Consider the following 19,995-nt stretch of genomic DNA (forward strand, 5'->3'; position numbering starts at 1 on the left):
TCCTTCGTAAAATCAAACTTCCTTCTTGCGCGCCGGGGAGGGCGCGGGCTTCTGCGTCGAGGCGGGCATCGGCACGACATCGCCGCCGGCGCTCTCATCCACAGGCTGGCGCACAGCCGCGACTTCGGCGTTCGGAAAATGCTTCAGCGCCTCGGCCACGAAAGGCTGACGCTTCAGCTCTTCGAGCGCGCGCGCTTCCTCACGCTTGCGGCGTTCGGCGAGGCTTTCCACCGGCGCGGCCGGCGCATCGCTGGCGCGGATGCGCCATTCAATCTCGGTATGCTCTTCGAGAAACGCCTTGAGCTGGCGCACCAGCTCGCGCGGCTGGTCGGCGGCGGCGACGAAGACGATGTCGCCATTGGGCGAAAAGTGCGTGACCTTCATGCGCTCGAGTGCGAGTTCGAGCTCGATCATGCGCTCGGATGCGACGAGCGCGGTGACGTCTTCGAAAGAGCGCAGCTTGTGCGCAGGCGCCTCTTGGACCGCAGGCGTCCTCGCCGGCGCTTCGTTCACCGTCGCGTCTCGTGTGGCGGGACCTCCGCCGGCGGGGACGCCGGCGCTCCAGGACGGCGCTCCATCGCGCAGCAGGCGCGCGGCGTCCTCCGGCGGCGGCAGCGATTGGGCGGCGCAGAGGCGAACCATCGCCATCTCGACCGCGGCGATCGGATCGGGCGCTTTGCCAGCTTCTTCGAGCGCCTTCAGCAGCATTTGCCAGAGGCGCGAGAGTTGCGCCGGGGTGAGGCTCGAGCCGAGCCCCCGCACGCGCGCGACCCAGTCGGCGCCGCCGATGATGCGCGCGTCGTCGCCGAGCGCTTGGGCGCGGGCGGCTTCATGGCCGATGTCCAAGAGATCGCGCAGGATCAAGGTCGGATCGGCGCCGCTGTCGTACTGGGCGCGCGCTTCGCTGATCGCTGTCTTGGCGTCACCGCGCGCAATGGCTTCGAACAGGTCGAGCACGCGGCCGCGATCGGCGAGGCCGAGCATCTCGCGCACGTCCGCCGCGGTGACGACTTCACCCGGCTTCTGCACCAGCGCCTGATCGAGCAGGGAAAGCCCGTCGCGCGCCGAGCCCTCGGCGGCGCGGGCGATCAGCGCAACCCCGTCCGGCTCCACCTTCACGCCTTCTTTGGCGCAGATGTTGGCGAGGTGCGCGGCGAGCCGCTCGCTGTCGATCCGCTTCAGGTCGAAACGTTGGCAGCGCGACAGCACGGTGACCGGCACTTTGCGGATCTCGGTCGTAGCGAAGATGAACTTCACGTGCGGCGGCGGCTCTTCGAGCGTCTTCAGCAAGCCGTTGAAGGCCGCGGTCGAGAGCATGTGCACTTCGTCGATGATGTAGACCTTATGGCGCGCCATCACCGGCGCATAGCGGACGCTGTCGAGCAACTCGCGGATGTCGCCGATGCCGGTGCGGGAGGCGGCGTCCATCTCGAACACGTCGGGATGGCGGCTCTCCATGATCGCCTGGCAATGCTCTCCCAAGGGGTCGAGTTCGATCTGTGGCGCGTTCAAGTCGCCGCATTTGTAGTTCAGCGCGCGCGCCAGCAAACGGGCGGTGGTGGTTTTGCCGACGCCGCGGACCCCGGTCAGCATATAGGCGTGCGGGATGCGCCCGAGCGCGAACGAGTTGGCAATGGTGCGCACCATCGCTTCCTGGCCGATCAGGTCGGCGAAGGTGCGCGGGCGGTATTTCCGCGCCAGCACAACGTAGCCGGGACCGGTCGTATCGTCGCCGAACAGGGTGGGGGATTCGCTCACGGGAGAAACCTAAGGCCTTCACTCGGAAATACGAGCCCGGCGACGGGCCCAATCCAGCGGTATTGAACGCATTTTTACCATCCCGCGCCAGGATCGGCCGCTCAGCCGCGCAGTTCGGCGAGGGGGGATGAGATCGGTGGTAGACCAGGGCAGACCGTCCCGGCGGGCATGGGTCCTTACCCTCCGGCGTTTTCTGGAAATCGCCTGGAGCCGCCATGCCCTGACCCGCTACGCTTCGGTCACAGTCGTACCGATCGCCATCGCCGCCGTCGTGCCTGGCTGGTGGTGGTCTCTCTGTGCAGCGGGCGCCGCGCTGGGCATTGTCATCGATCAGGTGGCGCGGCGAGCCTTCTTCCGCCTCGCCGACAGCCTCGATCAGCTGGATGAGGCCAGCCTGCAGCGTATCGTCGACAAGCACATGCTCGTGCTCGCGGCGCTAACCGCCTGCTACGTGCTGCCATACGCGCTGCTCGCATTCGCGCCGGGACCGGGGCCGTTGATCGGCGTGCTCTTCTGCGCAGGCGGCGCAATCGTCTGCGCCTCGCTGCACGTCATGACCCGCACAATGATCTTCTTCACGATCCCGGCGCCGCTGCTGGGCCTCGTGTTGAACGGCTATGCCTTAGGCGAAGGCGGCGTCGGCGTGCTGCTGGCCCTGCTTGCCGGGACACTTGGCTTCAATGCGATCACAATGGCCCGCGCGGGCGCCGCGAGTTTCGGAGATCTGATCGACGCGCGGTTGAAAGCCGAAGAGGCGGCGGAGCACCTGGAGCGCCGCGTCGTGGAGCGCACTCAGCAGCTGGCCCACGCGACGCAGCGCGCCCAAGCCGCCAACAAGGCGAAGTCCGCCTTCCTCGCCAGCATGAGCCACGAGCTGCGGACGCCGCTCAACGCCGTGATCGGCTATGCGGAAATCATCGAGGAAGACCTCGCCGGCGGCGATGTTGCGCAAAGCGCCGCGGACCTCGGCCGCATTCGAAAGGCGGCTACGCATTTGTTGACCCTCATCAACGAGGTGCTCGACTTTTCACGGATCGAGGCCGGCAAGCTCGAACTCAGCATGGCCGCGGTAGAGGTCGCCCCGATCCTCCGCGAAGCGCTCGACACTGTGCTGCCGCTCGCCTCCAAGAACGGCACGACCTGCCGGCTTGTCGTCGATGAAGGCGTGGTCGCAGTGCAGGCCGACGAGACCCGCCTGCGCCAATGCGTGCTGAATCTTTTGTCGAATGCGGCGAAGTTCACGCGCGACGGCGACATATTGCTGCTTGCGCGCGGCTGCCGACTGGGCGGGGAGGACGGCGTCGCCATTTCGGTGCGCGATACCGGCCAGGGCATCGGTGCGGATGATCTAGCGAAGCTTTTCCAGCCGTTCGTCCAGGCGGACGCCGGCAAGACACGCCACGACGGGGCGGGTCTCGGCCTCGTCATCACGCGCCGGTTGGCGCGCGCCATGGGCGGCGACGTCGTCGCCCGAAGCGAACTCGGCAAGGGTTCGATGTTCACGCTCTTCCTGAGGTCAGCGCCGGCTGCGCAGCAAGCGGCAGCGGCCTAAAGGTCGGCGGATGCCGCCGACACCGGGCGCGAAGGGCTGCTTTCACCCGGCTGTTTGAAGACCGCACGCAGATAGGCGCAGTAGAGCTCGACTTGCGCCTGCAGAACGCCGGGCTCATCGCGCACGCGATCGATGACCATGCCGCCCTGTATGACGGCCACCAGCATGTCGGCGAGCGCCTCCAGGTCGACGGGCGCGGCGGGCGGATACTTCGCCACGACCCGCTCCAGGCGCTCGCGCAAAACTCTGCGCCGGAAGACGAGGCCAGCGCGCACGGCCTCGCGCACCTCTTCGTCGAACAGCGCTTCTTGATAGGAAAACGCCGCGGCGAGGCAGCCCGGCCGCTCGGTCGGCGACTCAGCGGCGGCGCGGCCGTAGCGCAGCACGCCTTCGAGCAGCGCCTCGAGCGGACAATCGTGCGTCTTATCCGCGGCCTCGAAGATTTGTGTCAGACCCGCTTCGATCATCTCGTTGTCGCGACGCAGCAGCTGTTTGCCGAGATTCAGCTTGTCCTCGAAATGATAGAAGAAGCCGCTTTTGGTGATGCCGGCCTGCGCGATCAGCTCGTCGATCGAAGTCGCAGCATAGCCTTTTTCAAGAATGGCGACTTGAGCGATGTCCATCAGCTGGACGCGGGTGCGTTCGCCGCGGCTCGGGGATTTTAGATCTGTGTCGCTCATGCGGGTTCGAACACTGTCTTGACGAGGTCACGCAGCATCAGCACTTGACGCGGCAGGCTTCCTTTTTCGCGCCAGCCCTTCTCCAGGATGATGCCGCCTTCGACGATGGTGATGTTCATGTCGGCGAGCGCATCGAGATCGATCGGCACACGCGGCGGATAGCGTTCGGCGATCGCTTCGAGACGTTGCTTGAAACGATCGCGCCACATCATGACACCGTCCATGCTCATGGCGCGAATTTCGCGATTGTAGATTTGATCCTGATAGCAATACGACGCGACCATGCAGCCGGGGTGGCGCCCGGGCAGGTCGGCCATCACTTCGGAGAACATCTTCAGGAAGGCGAGATAGGCGTGCAGCGGATCGTCAATCAGCGCGTCCGCCTTGGCGAACAGCTCGTCCATGATCCGCGTGTCGTGCTCGACGTAGCGGCGCAGCAGCGCCTTCGCGAGATCGTGCTTGTCCTTGAAGTGATAGAAGAAGCCGCTTTTGGTGACGCCCGCGGCCTCCATGATCTCGTCGAGCGGGGTCGCGGCGAAGCCCTTCTGCAGCACGATGCGCTCGGCCGCGGCGCAGATGCGCTCGCGGGTCGCTTCGCCTTTGCTCAACACCTTCACGGCCATCGCTGAAACCATACCACAGGTACTGTACCGCGAGTGCGGTTCTCACGGGTTCGTCATCTCGCAGATGCGGCGACCAATGACTGTGACGCCCGTAACATCATTGATCCAAATGCTTTTTTACAAAACGCAGGCGCCGCACCACGAGTTTTCTATCTCCGCGAGCGGCCCGAGTTTACACGTCGAACCCGTCGGACACGCCCGTCCGGCGAATGGAGATAAAGGAAAGCGTCATGTCTCGCGGCCTCGCATTCTTGGTGTCCCTCGTCGTCTTCTGGCACAGCGCGGCAGCTGCACTTTCGCTGACCGTGTACTCCGGCCCTTGGGGCTGACGACAACCACAGTTTTTCTTGGCCGCTGCGCATGGCGCGCGGCCTCAGCGGAGAATTCCCATGGCTTTGAAGGACCGTTACGGCAATCCCGCCTCGACCCAATCGCAAGCGGCGATGCAGAAGTACGACGAGGCGCTCGACCTTATCCGCCTCTATCGCGGCGATCCGGTCGCGGCGCTCGATGCGGCGCTGGCCGAAGACCCGGATTTCGGCGGCGCTTGGGCGGCGCGCGCGGGCCTCTTGGTCACCGCAACCGACAAGGCCTACGCCGAGGAAACGGAGCGTAGCCTGCGCGCCGGCGCTGCCGCCAACCTCAACGAGCGTGAACGCATGCATCTGCAGGCGGCGCAGGATTGGGCCGAAGGCCGCTACATCGACGGCACGATGCGCTACGGCCGCATCGCGCAGGATAACCCGCGTGACGTGCTCGCTTTGCAGTACGCCCATGTCGGCTGCTTCTTCGTCGGCATGCAGAGCGAATTGCGGGACTGGCCGCTGCAAGCGTTGCGCGCCTTCAAGCGCGGCGAAGAGGGCTGCAGCTACATCCAAGGCATGGCAGCGTTCGGCCTCGAAGAATGCGGCGATTTCGCCCGCGCCGACATTTACGGCCGCCAAGCGGTCGAAGCCGACCCGCGCGACGGTTGGGCGGTGCACGCGGTGGCGCACGTCAACGAGATGCGCGGCGATCTCGACACCGGCATTCCCTGGCTCGCGAACAACGCGCAGCACTGGGCCCCGGAGAGCGGCTTCGCCTATCACAATTGGTGGCACCTCGGTCTGCTCTATCTCGACAAGGGCGACACCGGCGAGGTGCTGAAGCTCTATGACGAGAAGGTGCGTCCCGATCCGACCGCGCAAGTTATGCTCGAATGGATCGATGCGTCGGCGATGTTGTGGCGCCTGCACCTGGAAGGCGTCGATGTCGGCGACCGCTTCGAGAAGCTGGCGGCGTGCTGGCAGCGTGCTGGCGAAGATGCGTTCTACGCCTTCAACGATCTGCATGCGGTCATGGCCTTCCTGGGCGCCGGCCGCGCCACGGACGCCGAGCGCACGCTGAAGGCGATGCGCAAGGCGGCGGCCGATGGCGGCGACAACGGCTACATGACGCGCAAAGTCGGTCTGCCTTTGGCGGAAGCGTTCGTGGCGTTCGAAGCCGGCCGCTACGGCGAAGCGCTCGAGAAGATCGCCGCCACCCGCGGCCTCGCCCAGCGCTTCGGCGGCAGCCATGCGCAGCGCGACATCCTCTCGCTGACGGCGATGCACGCAGCGCTGCGCGGCGGCTTCGCCGCTGCGGCGGAAGCCATCGCGGCCGAGCGCCTCGCGCACAAGCCGCAAAGTCCTTGGGCCGGGCGCCTCGCGCGCCAGGCTCGCGAGCTGAGCGCCAAACAGCGCGCAGCTTGATGAGAACCGGCGGCCGGGCCTCCCACCCCCAAGCCGCCCGGCCGCCGGTTCGTTTACACTTGGAGTTGCTCCGATGAGATCCGATTGTTCATTCGTGCGCGCCGCCAACGGTCTGCGCTTCGCCTATGTGGAGCAGGGCGAGCGCGATGGTCCGGCCGTTTTGCTGCTGCACGGCTACACCGACAGCCATCGTTCGTTCGATCTGCTGCGCCCGCATTTGCCCGAGAGCTGGCGCGTGATCGCTCTAACGCAGCGCGGCCACGGCAAGTCCGACAAGCCGAATGCCGGCTATTCTGTCGGCGACATGGCGGCGGACGTGGACGCATTTCTGGACGCGCTCGGCATCGAGCGCGCCGTGATTGTCGGCCACTCGATGGGCGCGGCGGTCGCGCTGCAGACCGCGGCGGACTTTCCAGCGCGCGTCGGCGGTCTTGCACTGATCGGCGGCTTCGCAAGCTATCAGGACAATGCGAACGTCGAGGAACTGGCGCAAGAGGTGGCGAAGTTCAACGGTAAGATCGATCCCGAGTTCGTGCTGGCGTTTCAGGAAAGCACGATCGCCGACATGATCCCGCAGAGTTTCCTCGATGTGGTGGTGGCCGAGAGCATGCGCTGCCCGACGCACGTGTGGCGCGCGGCGCTCGATGGTCAACTTGCCGCGGAGCCGGTCGCCACTGCGCGGCGCTGCCGCGCGCCCGCGGCTTTGATCCGCGGCGACTGGGACGCTTTCGTCCCCCATGGCGATCAGCTGGCGCTGCGCGATGCGATGGCGTCCGCTCGAATCTTCACAGTGCGGTCTACCGGCCACTCGCCGCAATGGGAACGGCCGGAGGAGGTCGCCGGCGTGTTGCGCGCCTTCGTCGGAGAGATCGCCGACGCGGGCGCGCTGCTGCGCTCCGCCGTGTTCAGCTGAAGCTAGCGCATCGCCTGGTCGAGCGCCGCTTCCAGCACGGGATCGCGTCCCGCGCAGAGATCCTCGCGCGTGGGCGCGATCTGCTCGTGCGGCGGCACGGCCCGGTCGCCGTAGTCTTGGCCGTCCGGTCCCCACAGACCATGTACCGGAATGGTGACGCGCCAGCCATCGCCGAGATCGAAGCTCTCTGAGCTCAGCAGCGCGCCGGCGGTCTGCGTGCCGATCAGCCGCGCGCGCGTGCGTTCTCGCATGTACCAGGCGAAGCCTTCGGCGGCGCTGCCGGTTTCTTCGCTGATCAGCACGAAAACTGGCCCAGTGAACTTATTTTCGATCGCTTCGGTCCAAAACGCCGCGCCGCCATTGTGCTCGGACATCGCCGCGAACACGGCGTTGGTGGTGTAGGCGCCGTCGATGCGCGGTGCGGCGGCGAGGTCGGCGGCCGTCACCGGCCGGCCGAGCGCCTCCAGATAGGAACGCGCGAGCAGGATCACGCCAGGTTCTGCGCGGCCGCCGTTGAAGTAGGCCGCCAAGCGTTGCGCCGAGACGTTTCCGCCCGAATTGTTGCGCACGTCGATGATGATCGCGTCGACCTGGGACAGCTCCGACATGGCCTGATCGGCGAGGCCCGCGGCGCCGTCGTCGAAGCGGTCGATGCGCATGTAGCCGACACGGGTGTCGCGGCCGGTGCGAATTTGGCGCCAGCGGAAGCCGGGGTGCTCCGGCGGCCAGAACGCACCTTCGCGGCGGATGTCGAGCGTGCGCCGGCGGCCTTCGCAGGTGCGGATTCGCAGGGACGCCCTCGTTCCAAGATCGCCGTAAAGCGCGCTCCGCTCGGAGAGGAGCCTATCGCCGGCGCGCAAGCCTTGCCGATACGCGTCGGAAAGCGGCGCCACTTCGGCGACGACGAGATCTTCGCCCATCTGCGTGAACCGTGCGCCGATGCTGGCGTCGCCCGTGGACGATTGTGCGGGCGAGGAGATGTGGAGGTGCGAGGAGGGAATCTCGCGCAGCATCGCGCTCGCGGCTTCGTAGAACTCCGCGTCCGTCTGCGCGCTGGTCGCCCGCGCGCGATAGCGTTCGCGCTGCGCCGCCCAGTCCGCACCTCGGAAGTGCGGATCGTAGTAGTTCTCGTTCACCGTCGACCAGAGCGCCTCGTACAGGCGCCCATAACGATTCTCTTGCGCCGCGGCCGATGAAGCCACGAGCGCTGCGGCCGCCGCGATGGCGGCGCTGCGCAAACCGAGCATGCGCGATCCCTCCCTGCAAGGAGCCCTCACGCTTCAGGGATGCGCTGTTCGTCCTAATCGGATGCAGATCAGTAGAAGAAGCGCTCTTCCACGATTTTGCCGTCGCGAACGCTGTAGAGGGCGACTTCCTCCATCTGCTCGCGCTGACCGGAGGCCTTCTGCGTGACGTCCATGCGGAAGATGAGCGCGAACTGGTCGCCATTCACGAACGGCCCCTGCGCCTCGAAGCTGTGCACTTCGTGATTGGCGGTCCACCAATCGCCTTTGCTGTGCACGGCTTCGCGGCCGCGCATTTCCTGCATCGGCCCGTCCCGCGCCTCGATCGAGACGACGTCGTCGGACCAGAAGCTCTCGGCTTTCGGGAAGTCGCCGGCCTTCAGCGCGGCGGTGAACTCTTTAGCGATCGACGCGGTGGTCATGTGCTTGTCCTCGGGTTCAACGGAGAACAAAAACGGAACAAAAGCCGCGAAGTCAATCGCGAAAACGACGGCCGTCCCATTTTTGAGAAAAGTGCAGACAGGACGACGACCCGAACGCAACCCGTTACGGCTGCTTCCTTCCGGACCTGACCGGGTTGGCGGGGCGGCCGTCCGCCGCCTGCCTGCGCGCCCCATATCGCAATCGCGCCCGAGCGGCGCAAGGCTGCATCGCTGACATGCGGCGGCATGACCGCAGGAACGCTCGTCCGCACGAGGCGTTCATCGCGATCACGACCTGGCTCAGGAGCCGCGCAGAAGGCGCGGAAACGCAAATGCTGCGAACCCTCGCTCTCGCCACCTTCTTCGCCGCCGCACCGGTGGTCGCCACTGCCGAACAATTTCCGCGCGCGGCCAGTGAGCAGGTCGTGCGCGGCCACGACGGCGCCGAGTTGGGGCGCATAGCGGAGGTCGAGTACGACGAAGACGGCAACGTCATCGCCGCCGCGATCCCGGGATTGGAGCCAGCCGATGCGCCCCATGCGCCATCTAATTTGATCGCCGAAGAACGCCTGCGCTCGCACTCGCGCACCGACGCTGCGACGCCGGCGTCACGCCGCCTGCAAGAAGCACGCGCCAGTGGACGTCTGATCCGCGCCCGCTGAGGCGTCACTAAGAAAGAAGGGCTCGGCGTCGGCCGAGCCCCTTCGTGAAGACGCCGCTCAGTAGAGCGGATCGGGCGTATCCGGCTCTTCGGAATCATCCGCCGAACTCACCGTGTCGGTGGCCGGGTCCATACCTGCCGTGGCGCTGTCCTCGTATGTGTTTGCGCCGGGAGCGTAGCCGGGGCTGCTCATGTCGGACGTGGTCGTGGAGCTGTAGGGCGCGGTCGTCGACGTGTAGCTCGATCCCGAGTTGGGATTGTAGCTCGTCTGCTGGTAGCCGGACTCCGGCGCAGCCGTCGGCGCATACGACGAAGGCTGCTGCATCGTCGTCGGCGTCTGGCTGGCCGACGCGAATTGCGGCGCGTTGAAGATCGCCGCGTACTCGGCGCTCGATGTGGCGACGCCGGCGAATGTCAGCTCGACGCCGAGTTCATCTGCGCGCTGCACCTCGATCATCGTGTCGTCGAAGCCGTGATCGACCAATGTCTCTCGCACGGCGCTGGCGCGGCCGTCCGGCGCGGTGATGAGCACGCGCTGTGTTTCGCACGCCGAGGCGCGGTCGGCGGCGAATTCGAGCTGGTTACGCGCTGCATGGTTCAGGCGGCTCGTTCCTTGCGCGAGAGAAATCTCGCGCGGCGCACAGACTTCCGCCGCCGTCATCGGCACGCCGTCCATGCCGGCTTCTTGCGCGTGTTCGACCATGCTGGGCGACATGGTGATGTCGGCGCCGGCCATGGCGTACTGATCCTGCGCCGGCTGCGCATACGGGTCGGTCGCCTGCGCCTGCATGGTCGCGTCTTGGGCGGCGGTGTCGGTGGTCGCCGGCACGCCGTCCGCGTAGGGCTGCGCCGGCTGCGCGTACGGATCGTTCGCTTGGGCTTGCTGCGTCGGCGCCGCGTTCATCTGCGGATCGCTTTGCGTCTGCTGCGCGTAGGGCGTTGTCGTGTCTGTGGTGAGCGGCGTGTTGTTGCTCTGCGTCGTGGTGGCGGGCGCCGCGTTGGTTTGCGAGTCCACTGGCGGCGTGGCGTTCGGAAGCGGTGTTTGTTCCTCATCCATCGCCGGGTCCGACGGGCTCGAATAGACTGGGTTCGACGGAGGCGGCTCGGTGTATTGCGCGCCAGCCATGGGCGCGGCGAGCGCAAGCGCCGCAATGGCGACAGTCGCCAGCAGGAAACGTCTCATCATTCTCTCCTCGCAAGATAGAGCGCTGCAACTCACGCTCGCGCGCGGGTGCTCGTGGCGCGCGTGGGAACGCTGCCCAACGCAGCATGCGGGCGCCTGTTCCGGCGCTAAACAATTCGCAACGGACTGCGAGGAACTTCTAGGCGCGCCGCAACAGGTTCCAGCCGGCGAATACGAAGCCGGCGCCGAACAGCACGCCTGCAGCTGCTAGGCCATAGCTCGGCCCGGGCGCCGGCAATGCGGCGAGAACGCCGATGGCGAGAACGCTGCCGAACCAGCAAAGCGGCGGCGCGTACGGACGTTCCCCTGCGCGCACCCAGGCAATGCTCAAACCGACCATGGCGATCGCGAGCGTGGCGGCGCCTTGTTCGTAAGTAGAGAAGCCGAACGGATCGGAGTCCGGTCCGCCGATGAACGAGAGCGATGCGACGGCGACGGCGAAGCCGGCGAGCCCGAGGAAGCCGAGCTTCGCTGCGCGGGCGAGATAGACGCCGATGAGTCCGAACAGCAGCAGCACGTCGATCGCCGCGTAGAGCCACTCGAGCGTGACGGCGTCGCTCACGAGCGGGAACGCCGTGAAGATGCGCAGAGCGCCGCCGCTGATCGCAGTGGCGCCGGCGAGACGGAAAAGCTGTAGCGGCGTCATCGCGCGAGCTAAGCGTGGGTGCGGAAGGAGGCAACCGAATTCGCGTTCCCGAAAAAGGGCCCGGCGCTGACGCCGAGCCCTTTCGCCCCGAGGCGAAGACGCGAGTCGCCTACGACTCCGGCGCCTGCTCCGCCTCGTCCGGTTCGGCGCCACGGGTGGTCGCCGGCGCGTCGACCGAAGGTGCCGCCGCGCTGCCGGTCGCCACGCCGGCGAAATTCATGCGCACATCGACTTGTCCTGCGGCCGCTTCGCCGGCCGCATCGGCGCTCAACGAGATCAGCGTCGCCGGCACGCCCTGCCGCAACAGCGTCGCCCGCGCGGCCTCGGCACGCCGGGCCGCCAAGCGTCCTTCCCCGCCTGCGGATATCATGACCTGCTGCAACGTGCAGACGGAGGCCGCGTCCACCGCGCGCTCGATTGCGTTGCTATTGTCGCGATCGAGCGCCGCGCCGCGTGCAGGGAAATGGACGGTGGTGACGCGCGGACGGCAGAGATCGGTGGCGCTCGCCGACATGACGGGTTGAGCCGGTGACGAGGCCATGGCTTCCGCGTTCGCGGCCGCTTGCGCTTCGGTCTGCGCAGGTTCGGCGGCGGCAGGCCCCTGGGTGGCCACGTCCGGTGGGGTCTGGGTCTGATTGCCGATATCGCCCTCGACGTTCACGTCGGACGTCTGCGCCGGCGCTTGGACCGGCGGCGGGGAGGCTGGAACCGGATCGGGCTCGGCGGCAGCGGCGCCGGCAAACAGGAGCGCCGCAGCTGCGCCGGCGAGGAAAACCGTATTCATCAAACCGCTCCGATCGGGCCAAAAATCGAAGAGCGCGGGATGCTCTCGGCCCGCGCTCCAACGATGCTGGCTCAACGCTGCCGCATACCGGCCGTTCCACTCCCGAGCTGGTTCCCGCGGTTGCGTTTGCTTGACGGCGCGCCCGGCTCTTCATACCTCCAGGGGCATGGCCATCCGCCCCATTCTCGTCGCGCCAGACCCGCGCCTGAAGCAGAAATCCAAGCCCGTTGAGGGGCCTGTGACCGATGAACATCGGGCGCTGATGGATGACATGCTCGAGACGATGTACGACGCGCCGGGCATCGGCTTGGCCGCCATCCAGATTGGCGAGCCGCTCCGGATCATCGTCATGGATCTCGCCCGCGAGGGTGAGCCGAAGCAGCCGCGGTACTTCGTGAACCCGGAAATTCTCTGGGCCTCGGAAGAAGTTGTTCCGTATGAGGAAGGCTGTCTCTCGGTGCCGGACTATTACGACGACGTCGAGCGCCCGGCGCGCGTGAAAATCCGCTATCGGAACTATCAGGGCGAGCAGATCGAAGAGGACTGCGAGGGGCTCTATGCGGTCTGCATCCAGCACGAAATGGATCACCTCGAGGGCGTTCTCTTCATCGACCACTTATCGCGGCTGAAGCGCGAGAAGGCGTTGACGAAGTTGAAGAAGGCCAAGCGCGAAGCCGCGCTCTAACCGGCCTTCATCCCTCTTTCGCAATTGCGCAAAGCGGTTAATGTGCGCGCTCGAATGGGGCGCGCGTCGGCGCGCGCATGGAGGACTTCGATGACGGATGCGTTTCGCGGATATGTGTGCACGTCGGCGGCGATCGACGCAGCGATCGAAGAGCGCGCGATGCTCACCCATCCCTTCTATCAGGCATGGGAAGAGGGCGCGCTGACGAAGGATGCGCTGCGCGACTACGCGAATCAGTATTTCCATCACGTCGAGGCGTTCCCGCGCGCGGTCAGCGCCGTGCACGCGAATTGCCCCGACGCGAAGGGCCGCCGCCTGCTGGCGGAGAACCTCGCGGAAGAAGAGGGCCTCGGCGAAGGCAAGGACGATCACGCTTCGCTTTGGCTGGGCTTTGCCGCGTCACTTGGCGCCGATGAGAGCGATGTGCGCGGCGTCGCGGTGAACGCCGAGACGCAAACGCTGATCGACACCTTCCGCAAGCTTTCGCGGCAATCCTACGCCTCCGGGATCGCGGCGCTCTACGCCTACGAAAGCCAGCTCCCGGCCATCGCCCGCACCAAGATCAAGGGGCTCGTCGAGCGCTATGACATGGACGAGCCGCGGGCGCTGAAGTTCTTCGAAGTGCACGAAGTGGCCGACGTCGAGCACTCCGACGTCTGCCGCGAGCTGCTCGATGCGTTGCCAGTTGAGCAGCGCGCTGAAGCGCACGCCGCCGCCTGCGAACTCGCCGACGCGCTGCGTCTCTTCCTGACTGGCATGCAGCGCCAGACGGGCATGACCTGCTGAAACAGCCTCTAAGCCGAAGGTTTTGCGCCGCCATCCGGAAGGGTAGGCGGCGCAATTTTTTCACCGGGTTCGACGGGGGCCGCCGGCTTGCCGCGAGCGAAGAACTCGAGCTCGGCGTTGAGCGCGCCGCCGAGGAGAAAAATCAGCGACGTGATGTAGAACCAAATCAGCAGCGCGACCGCGGTCGCGAGCGAGCCGTAGGCGGCGCCGAAACTCGGAAACAGGCGCAGCGCGAGCGTCAACAGCGACGAGGCGCCGAGCCACAACACCGGCACCAGCACCGCGCCCGGCCAGAGCCAGCGCCACGGCGGCGGCACGCGCCGCGGTCCCCAGTGATAAAGCATCAGCGCGAACGCCATCGCGGCGCCGCCGAGCACGGGCCAGCGCAGCACGAGGATCAGCGTCTCGACGCCGCGCTCGATCCGCAGGTTGGCGAGCGCGACCGGCAGAACGCCCATCAACAGCACCGCCAAAACGGCAAGGCCAATGCCGATGAGCGTGAAACGCAGGGCCGCGACGTAGCGGCGGATCGCCTTGCGCTTCTCGGAACGCCGATTGACCGCCGATAGCGCCATCAGCACCCATCGCACCCCCTGCAGCGCGCTCCAGAGCGAGACCACAAGGTTCACGATCACGCCAATGACGAGCCCGCCGCTGCGCTCGGAAATCAGCCGCATGACTTGGCGGTGAACGGCGATAACCGCTTCGTCCGGAACGACGCCATAGAGCGCGTTGATCTGATCGCCTACCCAGGCCGGGTCGCCGAAGAACCCGACCAGCGCCACCAGCGCCGCCATCGCCGGAATCGCCGCCAGCAAGCCGAAGAAGGCGACCCCGGCGGAGATCAGGGCGAGGTTCGCCCGCTCCGCCGTGGCCTGCATGCCCCTCAGCACGCACCACCACTGGGAAAGAGTGAGTTCGAGCGGGCCGCGCACATGCGCCGAAGTATCGTGGCAGGCTTCCGCGTCGTTCATGGTCGGCAAACCTGGGGCGCGGCGGCCTAGTTCCAAGCGCGGCGGTTGGCGCGCCGCGCCAAATCGTGCATGTCCGCGCCATGTCTCTGCGTCTCGCCTTCATGGGCTCGCCGGTGTTCGCGATCGCGCCGCTTCAGGCGCTGATCGAGGCGGGTCACGAGATCGCCTGCGTCTACTCACAGCCGCCGCGTCCGGCCGGGCGCGGCAGACAGGAGCGGCCGACCCCGGTGCACGTCTTCGCCGCCGAGCGCGGCATCGAGGTGCGGACGCCGAAGAGCTTGAGACGTGCGGAGGAGCAGGAGCGCTTTGCCGCGCTCGAACTCGATGCGGCGATCGTTGTGGCGTACGGCCTCATTTTGCCGAAGCCGATCCTCGACGCGCCCCGGCTCGGCGCGTTCAACCTGCATGCGTCGCTACTGCCGCGTTGGCGCGGCGCCGCGCCGATCCAGCGCGCAATCATGGCGGGCGATCGGGTGACGGGCGTGCAAGTGATGCGGATGGAAGAAGGCCTCGACACCGGCCCCGTGCTCGCGAGCGTCGAGACGGAGATCGACGCCGAAGACAATGCCTCGACCGTGCACGACCGCCTGTCCGCGCTCGGCGCCAGGCTGCTCGCGGAAACGCTGGAGAAAGTGGAGCGTGGAGAAGCAACGGAGACGCCGCAGTGCGAAGAGGGCGTCACTTACGCTCACAAGATCACGCCGGCGGAGACCCGCATCGATTGGCGCCGGCCTGCGCGTGAGGTCGACGCCATGATCCGTGGGCTCGCGCCGGCGCCGGGCGCCTGGTTCGAGTTCAACGGCGCGCGGATGAAGGCGCTGCAGGCGCGGCTGGGGCAGGGGCAGGGTTCGCCGGGCGAAGCGCTCGACGACCAGCTGCTGATCGCCTGCGGCGAGGGCGCCGTGCGCTTGCTCAGGGTGCAGCGCGAAGGCAAAGCGCCCATGGAGGCGGACGCCTTCCTGCGCGGCCAGCCCGTCCTCGTCGGCACGCGCCTCGCTTAGACCATCATTGAAGCCATTCTGCCGGGCCGCTAAGACCGGCATGGGACCTGGAGGGACTTTCATGCGCTTGGGGATCGTCGCAGCCGCGTTTGCGCTCCTACTCGCCGGCTGCAGTCCGCCATCAGCGACCAGCGACGCCGAAGGCCCCGGCGGTCCGCAACTCGACGCCCCGGCGCCGGAGACCACGCCGACGCGCGCCTTCGCCGCCGCCAATGATGCGGCCACCGCGGCGACGGGCGCCCTTAACGTCGCGATGGCGCTTCGTTTGCCCGACGCAAGCCAGGAGAACGCCGACGCCCAGGAAGTGCTGACGCTGACGGGCGACAATGGCGTCGTCATCGAAGCGCAGATCAGCGGCGCGATGTCGCCTGCGACGCAAGTCGAGGGCCAGACGCTGCGCGCCCTGCTCGAGATCCCGGTCGAAGAACCGCAAGTCCTGGTCTATCGCGTCACCAACGAGACTAAGAACGAAGGCCGCGGCGTCTGCGGCGCTGACGATGCGGCGCACGTCATCGTGTGGGAGCCGGCAGGTCCAGGCGCCGCGTCGATGAAAGTGCTGGGCGTCATTGGCGGCGCGCCAGGCGCGGCAGGCGCACGGGCGTGCCCGATGCTCGAGTACAGAAGGCAGTAGGGGAGTAGGGCAGTAAGGGAGTAGGTGAGGACGAAGTCTGCTTCACCACCTATTGCCCTACTCCCTTATTCCCGTACTCCCTTCGTCTTTATGCGTTACAAGCTCACCATCGAATACGACGGCGGCCCGTTTCAGGGCTGGCAGCGTTTGGCCGAGGGGCCGAGCGTGCAGGGCGCGCTGGAAGACGCGGTCGAGAGTCTCACAGGCGTGCGCAGCGAGGTGACGGGCTCCGGCCGCACCGACGCCGGCGTGCATGCCTATGGTCAGGTCGCCCATGTCGATATCGAAAAGCCGTTCGAACTGCAGCGCTTGTGCGATGCGCTCAACGCGCATTTGCGGCCGCACCCGATCGCGGTGCTGAAGGCGGAAGAAGCTCCGTCTGATTTCCATGCGCGCTTCGACGCCAAGCGGCGCGTCTACGTCTACAACGTGCTGTGCCGCCGCGCGCCGCTCACGGTGCAGCGCGGCTACATCTGGCGCGTGCCGCGCGCGCTCGACATCGCAGCGATGAGCGCGGCGGCGCAGCGACTGACCGGCAAGCACGACTTCACGACGTTCCGCGACAGCCAGTGCCAGGCCAAATCGCCGGTGAAGACGCTCGATGTCGCCAGCGTGCGCGGCGCGGAGACGTGGGCCTCGTTCACGTTCGAGGCGCAGAGCTTCCTGCATCGGCAGGTGCGTTCGATGGTCGGGACGCTGGTTGAAGTCGGTTTCGGAAAAATGACGCCGTATGAAGTCGCCGAGGCGCTGGCGGCGGCGGATCGCTCGCGCTGCGGGCCGGTCGCGCCGCCGGACGGGCTTTATTTGGTGCGGGTAGACTACTAACCCGCGAAATACTTCCGCAGCACGGCTTCATAGCACCGCGCCAGCGTGCGCACATCGTCGACGGCGCAATGTTCGTCCACCATGTGCGCCGTTTCATTGCGCAGGCCCAGTTCCACCACGGGGCAATAGTCCTTGATGTAGCGCGCGTCGGAGGTCCCGCCGGTAGTGGCCAGCATTGGCGTAATGCCGAAGCTCTCACGCACGGCTTGGCTGACGAGATCGGTGAACGGCCCGGGCTCGGTGTAGAACGGGACGCTCTGCGAGGCGATCTGCAGCTCCGCCTTCGCGCCGCGCGCCTTGGCGATGCGCTGGGCGGTTTCTTCGATCCAGGCAATCAGGCTCTCTCCCGAATGCGCGGTGTTGAAGCGGACGTTGAGCTTCGCCGTCGCGCGCTGCGGGATGACGTTGTGCGCCGGATTGGCGACATCGATGGTCGTGATCTCGAGGTTGGAAGGATCGAAGCCGGGCGCACCGTCGTCCAGCTTGCGCGCCTTGAGCGCCGTCGCGAGCTCCACCATAGCTGTCACCGGATTGTTCGCGCGCTGCGGATAGGCGACGTGGCCCTGCTTGCCCTCCATCGTGATCACGACGTTCAGGCTGCCGCGCCGGCCATTCTTGATCGTGTCGCCGACGCGGTCCTCGCTGGTCGGCTCGCCGACGAGACAATGATCCAGCGTCTCGCCTTTGGCCTTGAGTGCGGCGAGCGCCGCCTTGGTGCCGTCGACCGCCGGGCCTTCCTCGTCGCAGGTCAGCAGGAACGAGATCGAGCCGTCCGGCGGCCCCTTCGCCGCAAGGAAGCTTTCGGTCGCGACAATCATCGCCGCGATCGCGGTTTTCATATCGGCGGCGCCGCGGCCGTAGAGGAAACCGTTGCGCACCTCCGCCGCGAACGGGTCGCTGGTCCAGCCCGAGCCCGGCGGCACGACGTCGACATGCCCGGCGAAGCAGAAGTTCGGCCGCGCCGCGCCGAGCCGCGCATAGAGGTTGTCGACGGCGCCGAACTTCAGGCGCTGCGTCTTGAAGCCGAGCGCATCGAGCGCCGCCTGCGCTACGTCGAGCGCACCGGCCTCGGCGGGCGTGATCGACGGCCGTCGCATCAGGGCTTGGGCGAGCGGAAGGGGGTCGGCTAAAGTGCTGTCGGCCATGTGAAAGGTCTAGCCGCGCGGACGGCCCGGCAAAAGGGGAGGCGGAGCATGACGGACATAGCGCCGGTTCAGGAGCAGAGCCGCATCAAGAGCCTCGACGTGATGCGCGGCTTTGCGCTGTTGGGCATCCTCGCCGTCAACGCCGCCTATTTCGCCGGCCCGTGGCAGTCCGGCTTCAACCCGCTGACGCCGCCGCTGGCGGTGGACGAGAGCACGCTCTGGTCCTGGTTCGTCATGCACGTATTCTTCGAGTTCAAGTGCATCACGTTGTTTTCCCTGCTGTTCGGCGCGAGCATCTATCTCGTCGGCGGTGAGCGGAACGACAAGGCGCGCGGCGAAGTGCTGACCCGGCGCCTGGTGTGGCTGCTCGTCTTCGGCCTGATCCACGCGCTGCTGATCTGGTACGGCGACATCCTCGTCACCTACGCCATCACCGGCTTCATCGTGATGCTGGCGCGCTCGTGGAAGCCGCCCACGCTGATCACGGTCGGCGTTCTGCTCTACCTGCTGGCGTTCGCTTTGCAGAGCGTGATGGTCGTATTCGTGGGGCTTCTTCCGGCGAGCAAGCTTGGAGCGATCGAAGCGGATATCGCGGCGATCTTCGTGCAGTCGCCGGAGGAGCTGGCGCGGATGCAGGCGGCGTATCAGGACGGCGTGCTCTCCGGATTGCGGGAAAATCTGAACACTTGGCTGCAGTTCCTGTCGAGCGGCCTTATCGGCATGGTGATCCGCACTGCCGGCGTGATGATGATCGGCATGGCGCTGTTCAAGACCGGCTTCCTCAGCGGCAAGGCGCCGAGCTGGGTCTATGCGCTGCTGCTGGTCATCGGCGCCGCGGCGCTCGGCGTCATCGCTTACCAGGCCTGGCTCAACTGGCAGGCGCGGTTCGAGCTGATGCACATGATCTCCTATGGCACGGTCGCCAACATTGCGCTCTCGATCTTCGGCACGCTCGGCTACATCAGCCTGCTGGTGTTGCTGGTGAAGGCGGGCGCGCGCTTCGTCACCGAGCCGCTCGCCGCCGTCGGCCGCATGGCCTTCACGAACTACATCAGCCAATCGCTGATCATGACGACGATCTTCTATGGCGGCCGCGGTTTCGGGCTGTGGGGCGAGGTCGACCGCCCGACGCTCTGGGCGATCGTCGTGGCGATCTGGGTGCTGCAGCTGATCTGGTCGCCGCTTTGGCTCGCGAAGTTCCAAATGGGGCCGCTCGAATGGCTGTGGCGGCGCTTGAGTTACGGCAAGCCCGTGGCTATGGCGAAGACCGCGCCCGCGCGAGGCGCCGTGGTGGAGGAAACGAGATGAACAAGTTCGCAGCGATGTTGGCGTTCGGCGCAGTGCTTTCGGCCGCCCCAGCCTTCGCCGATCCGATCGCCAACGCCGCCGGCAACACCTTCGTCGTGACTTACGCCAACGGCGCGCAAGCCCGCTATCATTTCAACGCCGACAACACCTTCGCCGCGCACACCCCGAACGGCCATGTCGCCGGCACGTACGAGTTGAGCGGCGGCCAATTGTGCCTGACGCCAGCGGGCGGCGAACGCGCGTGCTTGGCCTATGCCGGCGACAAGAACGTTGGCGACACTTGGACGCAAACCGGGTCCGACGGGTCGCAGATCACGGTGACGCTGGAAGCGGGCCGCGCGGCGCCGCACGCGCATTGACGCGCCAAGGTAAGGATGCTCCGTCATCCCGGACGCGCGCAGCGCGATCCGGGACCCAGGGCAAGCGACATATCATTTGCCCTGG

Annotated in this window: 21 protein-coding genes and 1 other RNA gene; 11 read left to right on the forward strand and 11 right to left on the reverse strand. The window is 66.7% G+C overall.

The annotated features are described in order from the left end of the window. Positions 1–12 precede the first annotated feature (12 nt). Positions 13–1,758, reverse strand: a complete 1,746-nt coding sequence (locus tag VEA80_RS06275; RefSeq protein WP_325059846.1) for a DNA polymerase III subunit gamma/tau — start codon at positions 1,756–1,758, stop codon at positions 13–15. Between the two features lie 127 nt (positions 1,759–1,885). On the opposite strand from VEA80_RS06275, the gene VEA80_RS06280 reads away from it, so the two are divergent. Next, a complete protein-coding gene (locus VEA80_RS06280) occupies positions 1,886–3,310 on the forward strand; it encodes a sensor histidine kinase (protein ID WP_325059847.1) in 1,425 nt (474 codons plus the stop codon). Here the strand turns inward: VEA80_RS06280 and VEA80_RS06285 are convergent. Continuing rightward, on the reverse strand, positions 3,307–3,990 hold the full coding sequence (locus VEA80_RS06285; RefSeq protein WP_325059848.1) for a TetR/AcrR family transcriptional regulator: 684 nt from the start codon (positions 3,988–3,990) through the stop codon (positions 3,307–3,309). The genes VEA80_RS06280 and VEA80_RS06285 overlap by 4 nt on opposite strands. Continuing rightward, positions 3,987–4,613 (reverse strand): TetR/AcrR family transcriptional regulator, encoded by a 627-nt coding sequence (locus tag VEA80_RS06290; RefSeq protein ID WP_325059849.1) that lies wholly within the window; start codon positions 4,611–4,613, stop codon positions 3,987–3,989. Before VEA80_RS06290 ends, VEA80_RS06285 begins: the two co-directional genes overlap by 4 nt. Positions 4,614–5,002: 389 nt before the next feature. Between VEA80_RS06290 and VEA80_RS06295 the strand changes: the two genes are divergently transcribed. After that, positions 5,003–6,343, forward strand: coding sequence for a tetratricopeptide repeat protein (locus tag VEA80_RS06295; protein ID WP_325059850.1), 1,341 nt, complete (start codon positions 5,003–5,005; stop codon positions 6,341–6,343). A 73-nt stretch (positions 6,344–6,416) separates the two neighbouring features. Continuing rightward, positions 6,417–7,256 carry an alpha/beta hydrolase gene (locus tag VEA80_RS06300; RefSeq protein WP_325059851.1) on the forward strand — a complete coding sequence of 280 codons (840 nt, stop codon included), beginning with the start codon at positions 6,417–6,419 and terminating at the stop codon, positions 7,254–7,256. A 2-nt stretch (positions 7,257–7,258) separates the two neighbouring features. On the opposite strand, the gene VEA80_RS06305 is transcribed toward VEA80_RS06300, so the two are convergent. The 3 genes from VEA80_RS06305 to ffs all read right to left on the reverse strand — a co-directional run bounded on the left by VEA80_RS06305 (position 7,259) and on the right by ffs (position 9,109). After that, entirely contained in the window at positions 7,259–8,503 is a 1,245-nt protein-coding gene (locus VEA80_RS06305) for a S41 family peptidase (RefSeq protein ID WP_325059852.1), read from the reverse strand. Positions 8,504–8,571: 68 nt separating this feature from the next. Then, positions 8,572–8,922 (reverse strand): nuclear transport factor 2 family protein, encoded by a 351-nt coding sequence (locus tag VEA80_RS06310; RefSeq protein ID WP_325059853.1) that lies wholly within the window; start codon positions 8,920–8,922, stop codon positions 8,572–8,574. An 89-nt stretch (positions 8,923–9,011) separates the two neighbouring features. After that, positions 9,012–9,109, reverse strand: an RNA gene (gene ffs, locus VEA80_RS06315) — signal recognition particle sRNA small type. 145 nt (positions 9,110–9,254) lie between these two features. Between ffs and VEA80_RS06320 the strand changes: the two genes are divergently transcribed. After that, positions 9,255–9,584 carry a hypothetical protein gene (locus tag VEA80_RS06320; RefSeq protein ID WP_325059854.1) on the forward strand — a complete coding sequence of 110 codons (330 nt, stop codon included), beginning with the start codon at positions 9,255–9,257 and terminating at the stop codon, positions 9,582–9,584. A gap of 57 nt (positions 9,585–9,641) precedes the next feature. Here VEA80_RS06320 and VEA80_RS06325 read toward each other — a convergent pair whose 3' ends face one another. From VEA80_RS06325 to VEA80_RS06335, 3 genes are all read right to left on the reverse strand, one after another. Next, positions 9,642–10,769: a hypothetical protein gene (locus VEA80_RS06325; RefSeq protein WP_325059855.1), complete on the reverse strand. Its 1,128-nt coding sequence runs from the start codon at positions 10,767–10,769 to the stop codon at positions 9,642–9,644. A gap of 136 nt (positions 10,770–10,905) precedes the next feature. Next, positions 10,906–11,412: a hypothetical protein gene (locus tag VEA80_RS06330; RefSeq protein WP_325059856.1), complete on the reverse strand. Its 507-nt coding sequence runs from the start codon at positions 11,410–11,412 to the stop codon at positions 10,906–10,908. Positions 11,413–11,521: 109 nt separating this feature from the next. Then, positions 11,522–12,196 (reverse strand): hypothetical protein, encoded by a 675-nt coding sequence (locus tag VEA80_RS06335; protein ID WP_325059857.1) that lies wholly within the window; start codon positions 12,194–12,196, stop codon positions 11,522–11,524. A gap of 166 nt (positions 12,197–12,362) precedes the next feature. Between VEA80_RS06335 and def the strand changes: the two genes are divergently transcribed. Then, positions 12,363–12,881: a peptide deformylase gene (gene def / locus VEA80_RS06340; protein ID WP_325059858.1), complete on the forward strand. Its 519-nt coding sequence runs from the start codon at positions 12,363–12,365 to the stop codon at positions 12,879–12,881. A gap of 90 nt (positions 12,882–12,971) precedes the next feature. Beyond that, positions 12,972–13,667 (forward strand): CADD family putative folate metabolism protein, encoded by a 696-nt coding sequence (locus tag VEA80_RS06345; RefSeq protein ID WP_325059859.1) that lies wholly within the window; start codon positions 12,972–12,974, stop codon positions 13,665–13,667. An 8-nt stretch (positions 13,668–13,675) separates the two neighbouring features. Here VEA80_RS06345 and VEA80_RS06350 read toward each other — a convergent pair whose 3' ends face one another. Continuing rightward, the gene (locus tag VEA80_RS06350; RefSeq protein ID WP_325059860.1) at positions 13,676–14,641 is read right to left on the reverse strand and encodes a YihY/virulence factor BrkB family protein; all 966 of its coding nucleotides are present in this window, start codon (positions 14,639–14,641) and stop codon (positions 13,676–13,678) included. 86 nt (positions 14,642–14,727) lie between these two features. On the opposite strand from VEA80_RS06350, the gene fmt reads away from it, so the two are divergent. The 3 genes from fmt (at position 14,728) to truA (ending at position 17,098) form a co-directional block, all read left to right on the forward strand. Beyond that, positions 14,728–15,642, forward strand: a complete 915-nt coding sequence (gene fmt, locus VEA80_RS06355; protein ID WP_349257224.1) for a methionyl-tRNA formyltransferase — start codon at positions 14,728–14,730, stop codon at positions 15,640–15,642. A gap of 61 nt (positions 15,643–15,703) precedes the next feature. Further along, complete coding sequence (locus VEA80_RS06360) at positions 15,704–16,273, forward strand: hypothetical protein (RefSeq protein ID WP_325059862.1); 570 nt, start codon at positions 15,704–15,706, stop codon at positions 16,271–16,273. Between the two features lie 90 nt (positions 16,274–16,363). Continuing rightward, complete coding sequence (gene truA / locus VEA80_RS06365; RefSeq protein WP_325059863.1) at positions 16,364–17,098, forward strand: tRNA pseudouridine(38-40) synthase TruA; 735 nt, start codon at positions 16,364–16,366, stop codon at positions 17,096–17,098. Here truA and dapE read toward each other — a convergent pair. Beyond that, positions 17,095–18,243, reverse strand: coding sequence for a succinyl-diaminopimelate desuccinylase (gene dapE, locus VEA80_RS06370; protein WP_325059864.1), 1,149 nt, complete (start codon positions 18,241–18,243; stop codon positions 17,095–17,097). The two genes, truA and dapE, sit on opposite strands and share 4 nt — an antisense overlap. Before the next feature lie 48 nt (positions 18,244–18,291). Between dapE and VEA80_RS06375 the strand changes: the two genes are divergently transcribed. Then, the gene (locus VEA80_RS06375; protein WP_325059865.1) at positions 18,292–19,551 is read left to right on the forward strand and encodes a DUF418 domain-containing protein; all 1,260 of its coding nucleotides are present in this window, start codon (positions 18,292–18,294) and stop codon (positions 19,549–19,551) included. After that, complete coding sequence (locus VEA80_RS06380) at positions 19,548–19,910, forward strand: hypothetical protein (protein ID WP_325059866.1); 363 nt, start codon at positions 19,548–19,550, stop codon at positions 19,908–19,910. The genes VEA80_RS06375 and VEA80_RS06380 overlap by 4 nt, the downstream gene beginning before the upstream one ends. The last annotated feature ends 85 nt before the right edge of the window (positions 19,911–19,995 follow it).

The organism is Vitreimonas sp. (genome assembly GCF_035627415.1).
In the GTDB taxonomy this organism is placed as follows: domain Bacteria; phylum Pseudomonadota; class Alphaproteobacteria; order Caulobacterales; family Aquidulcibacteraceae; genus Vitreimonas.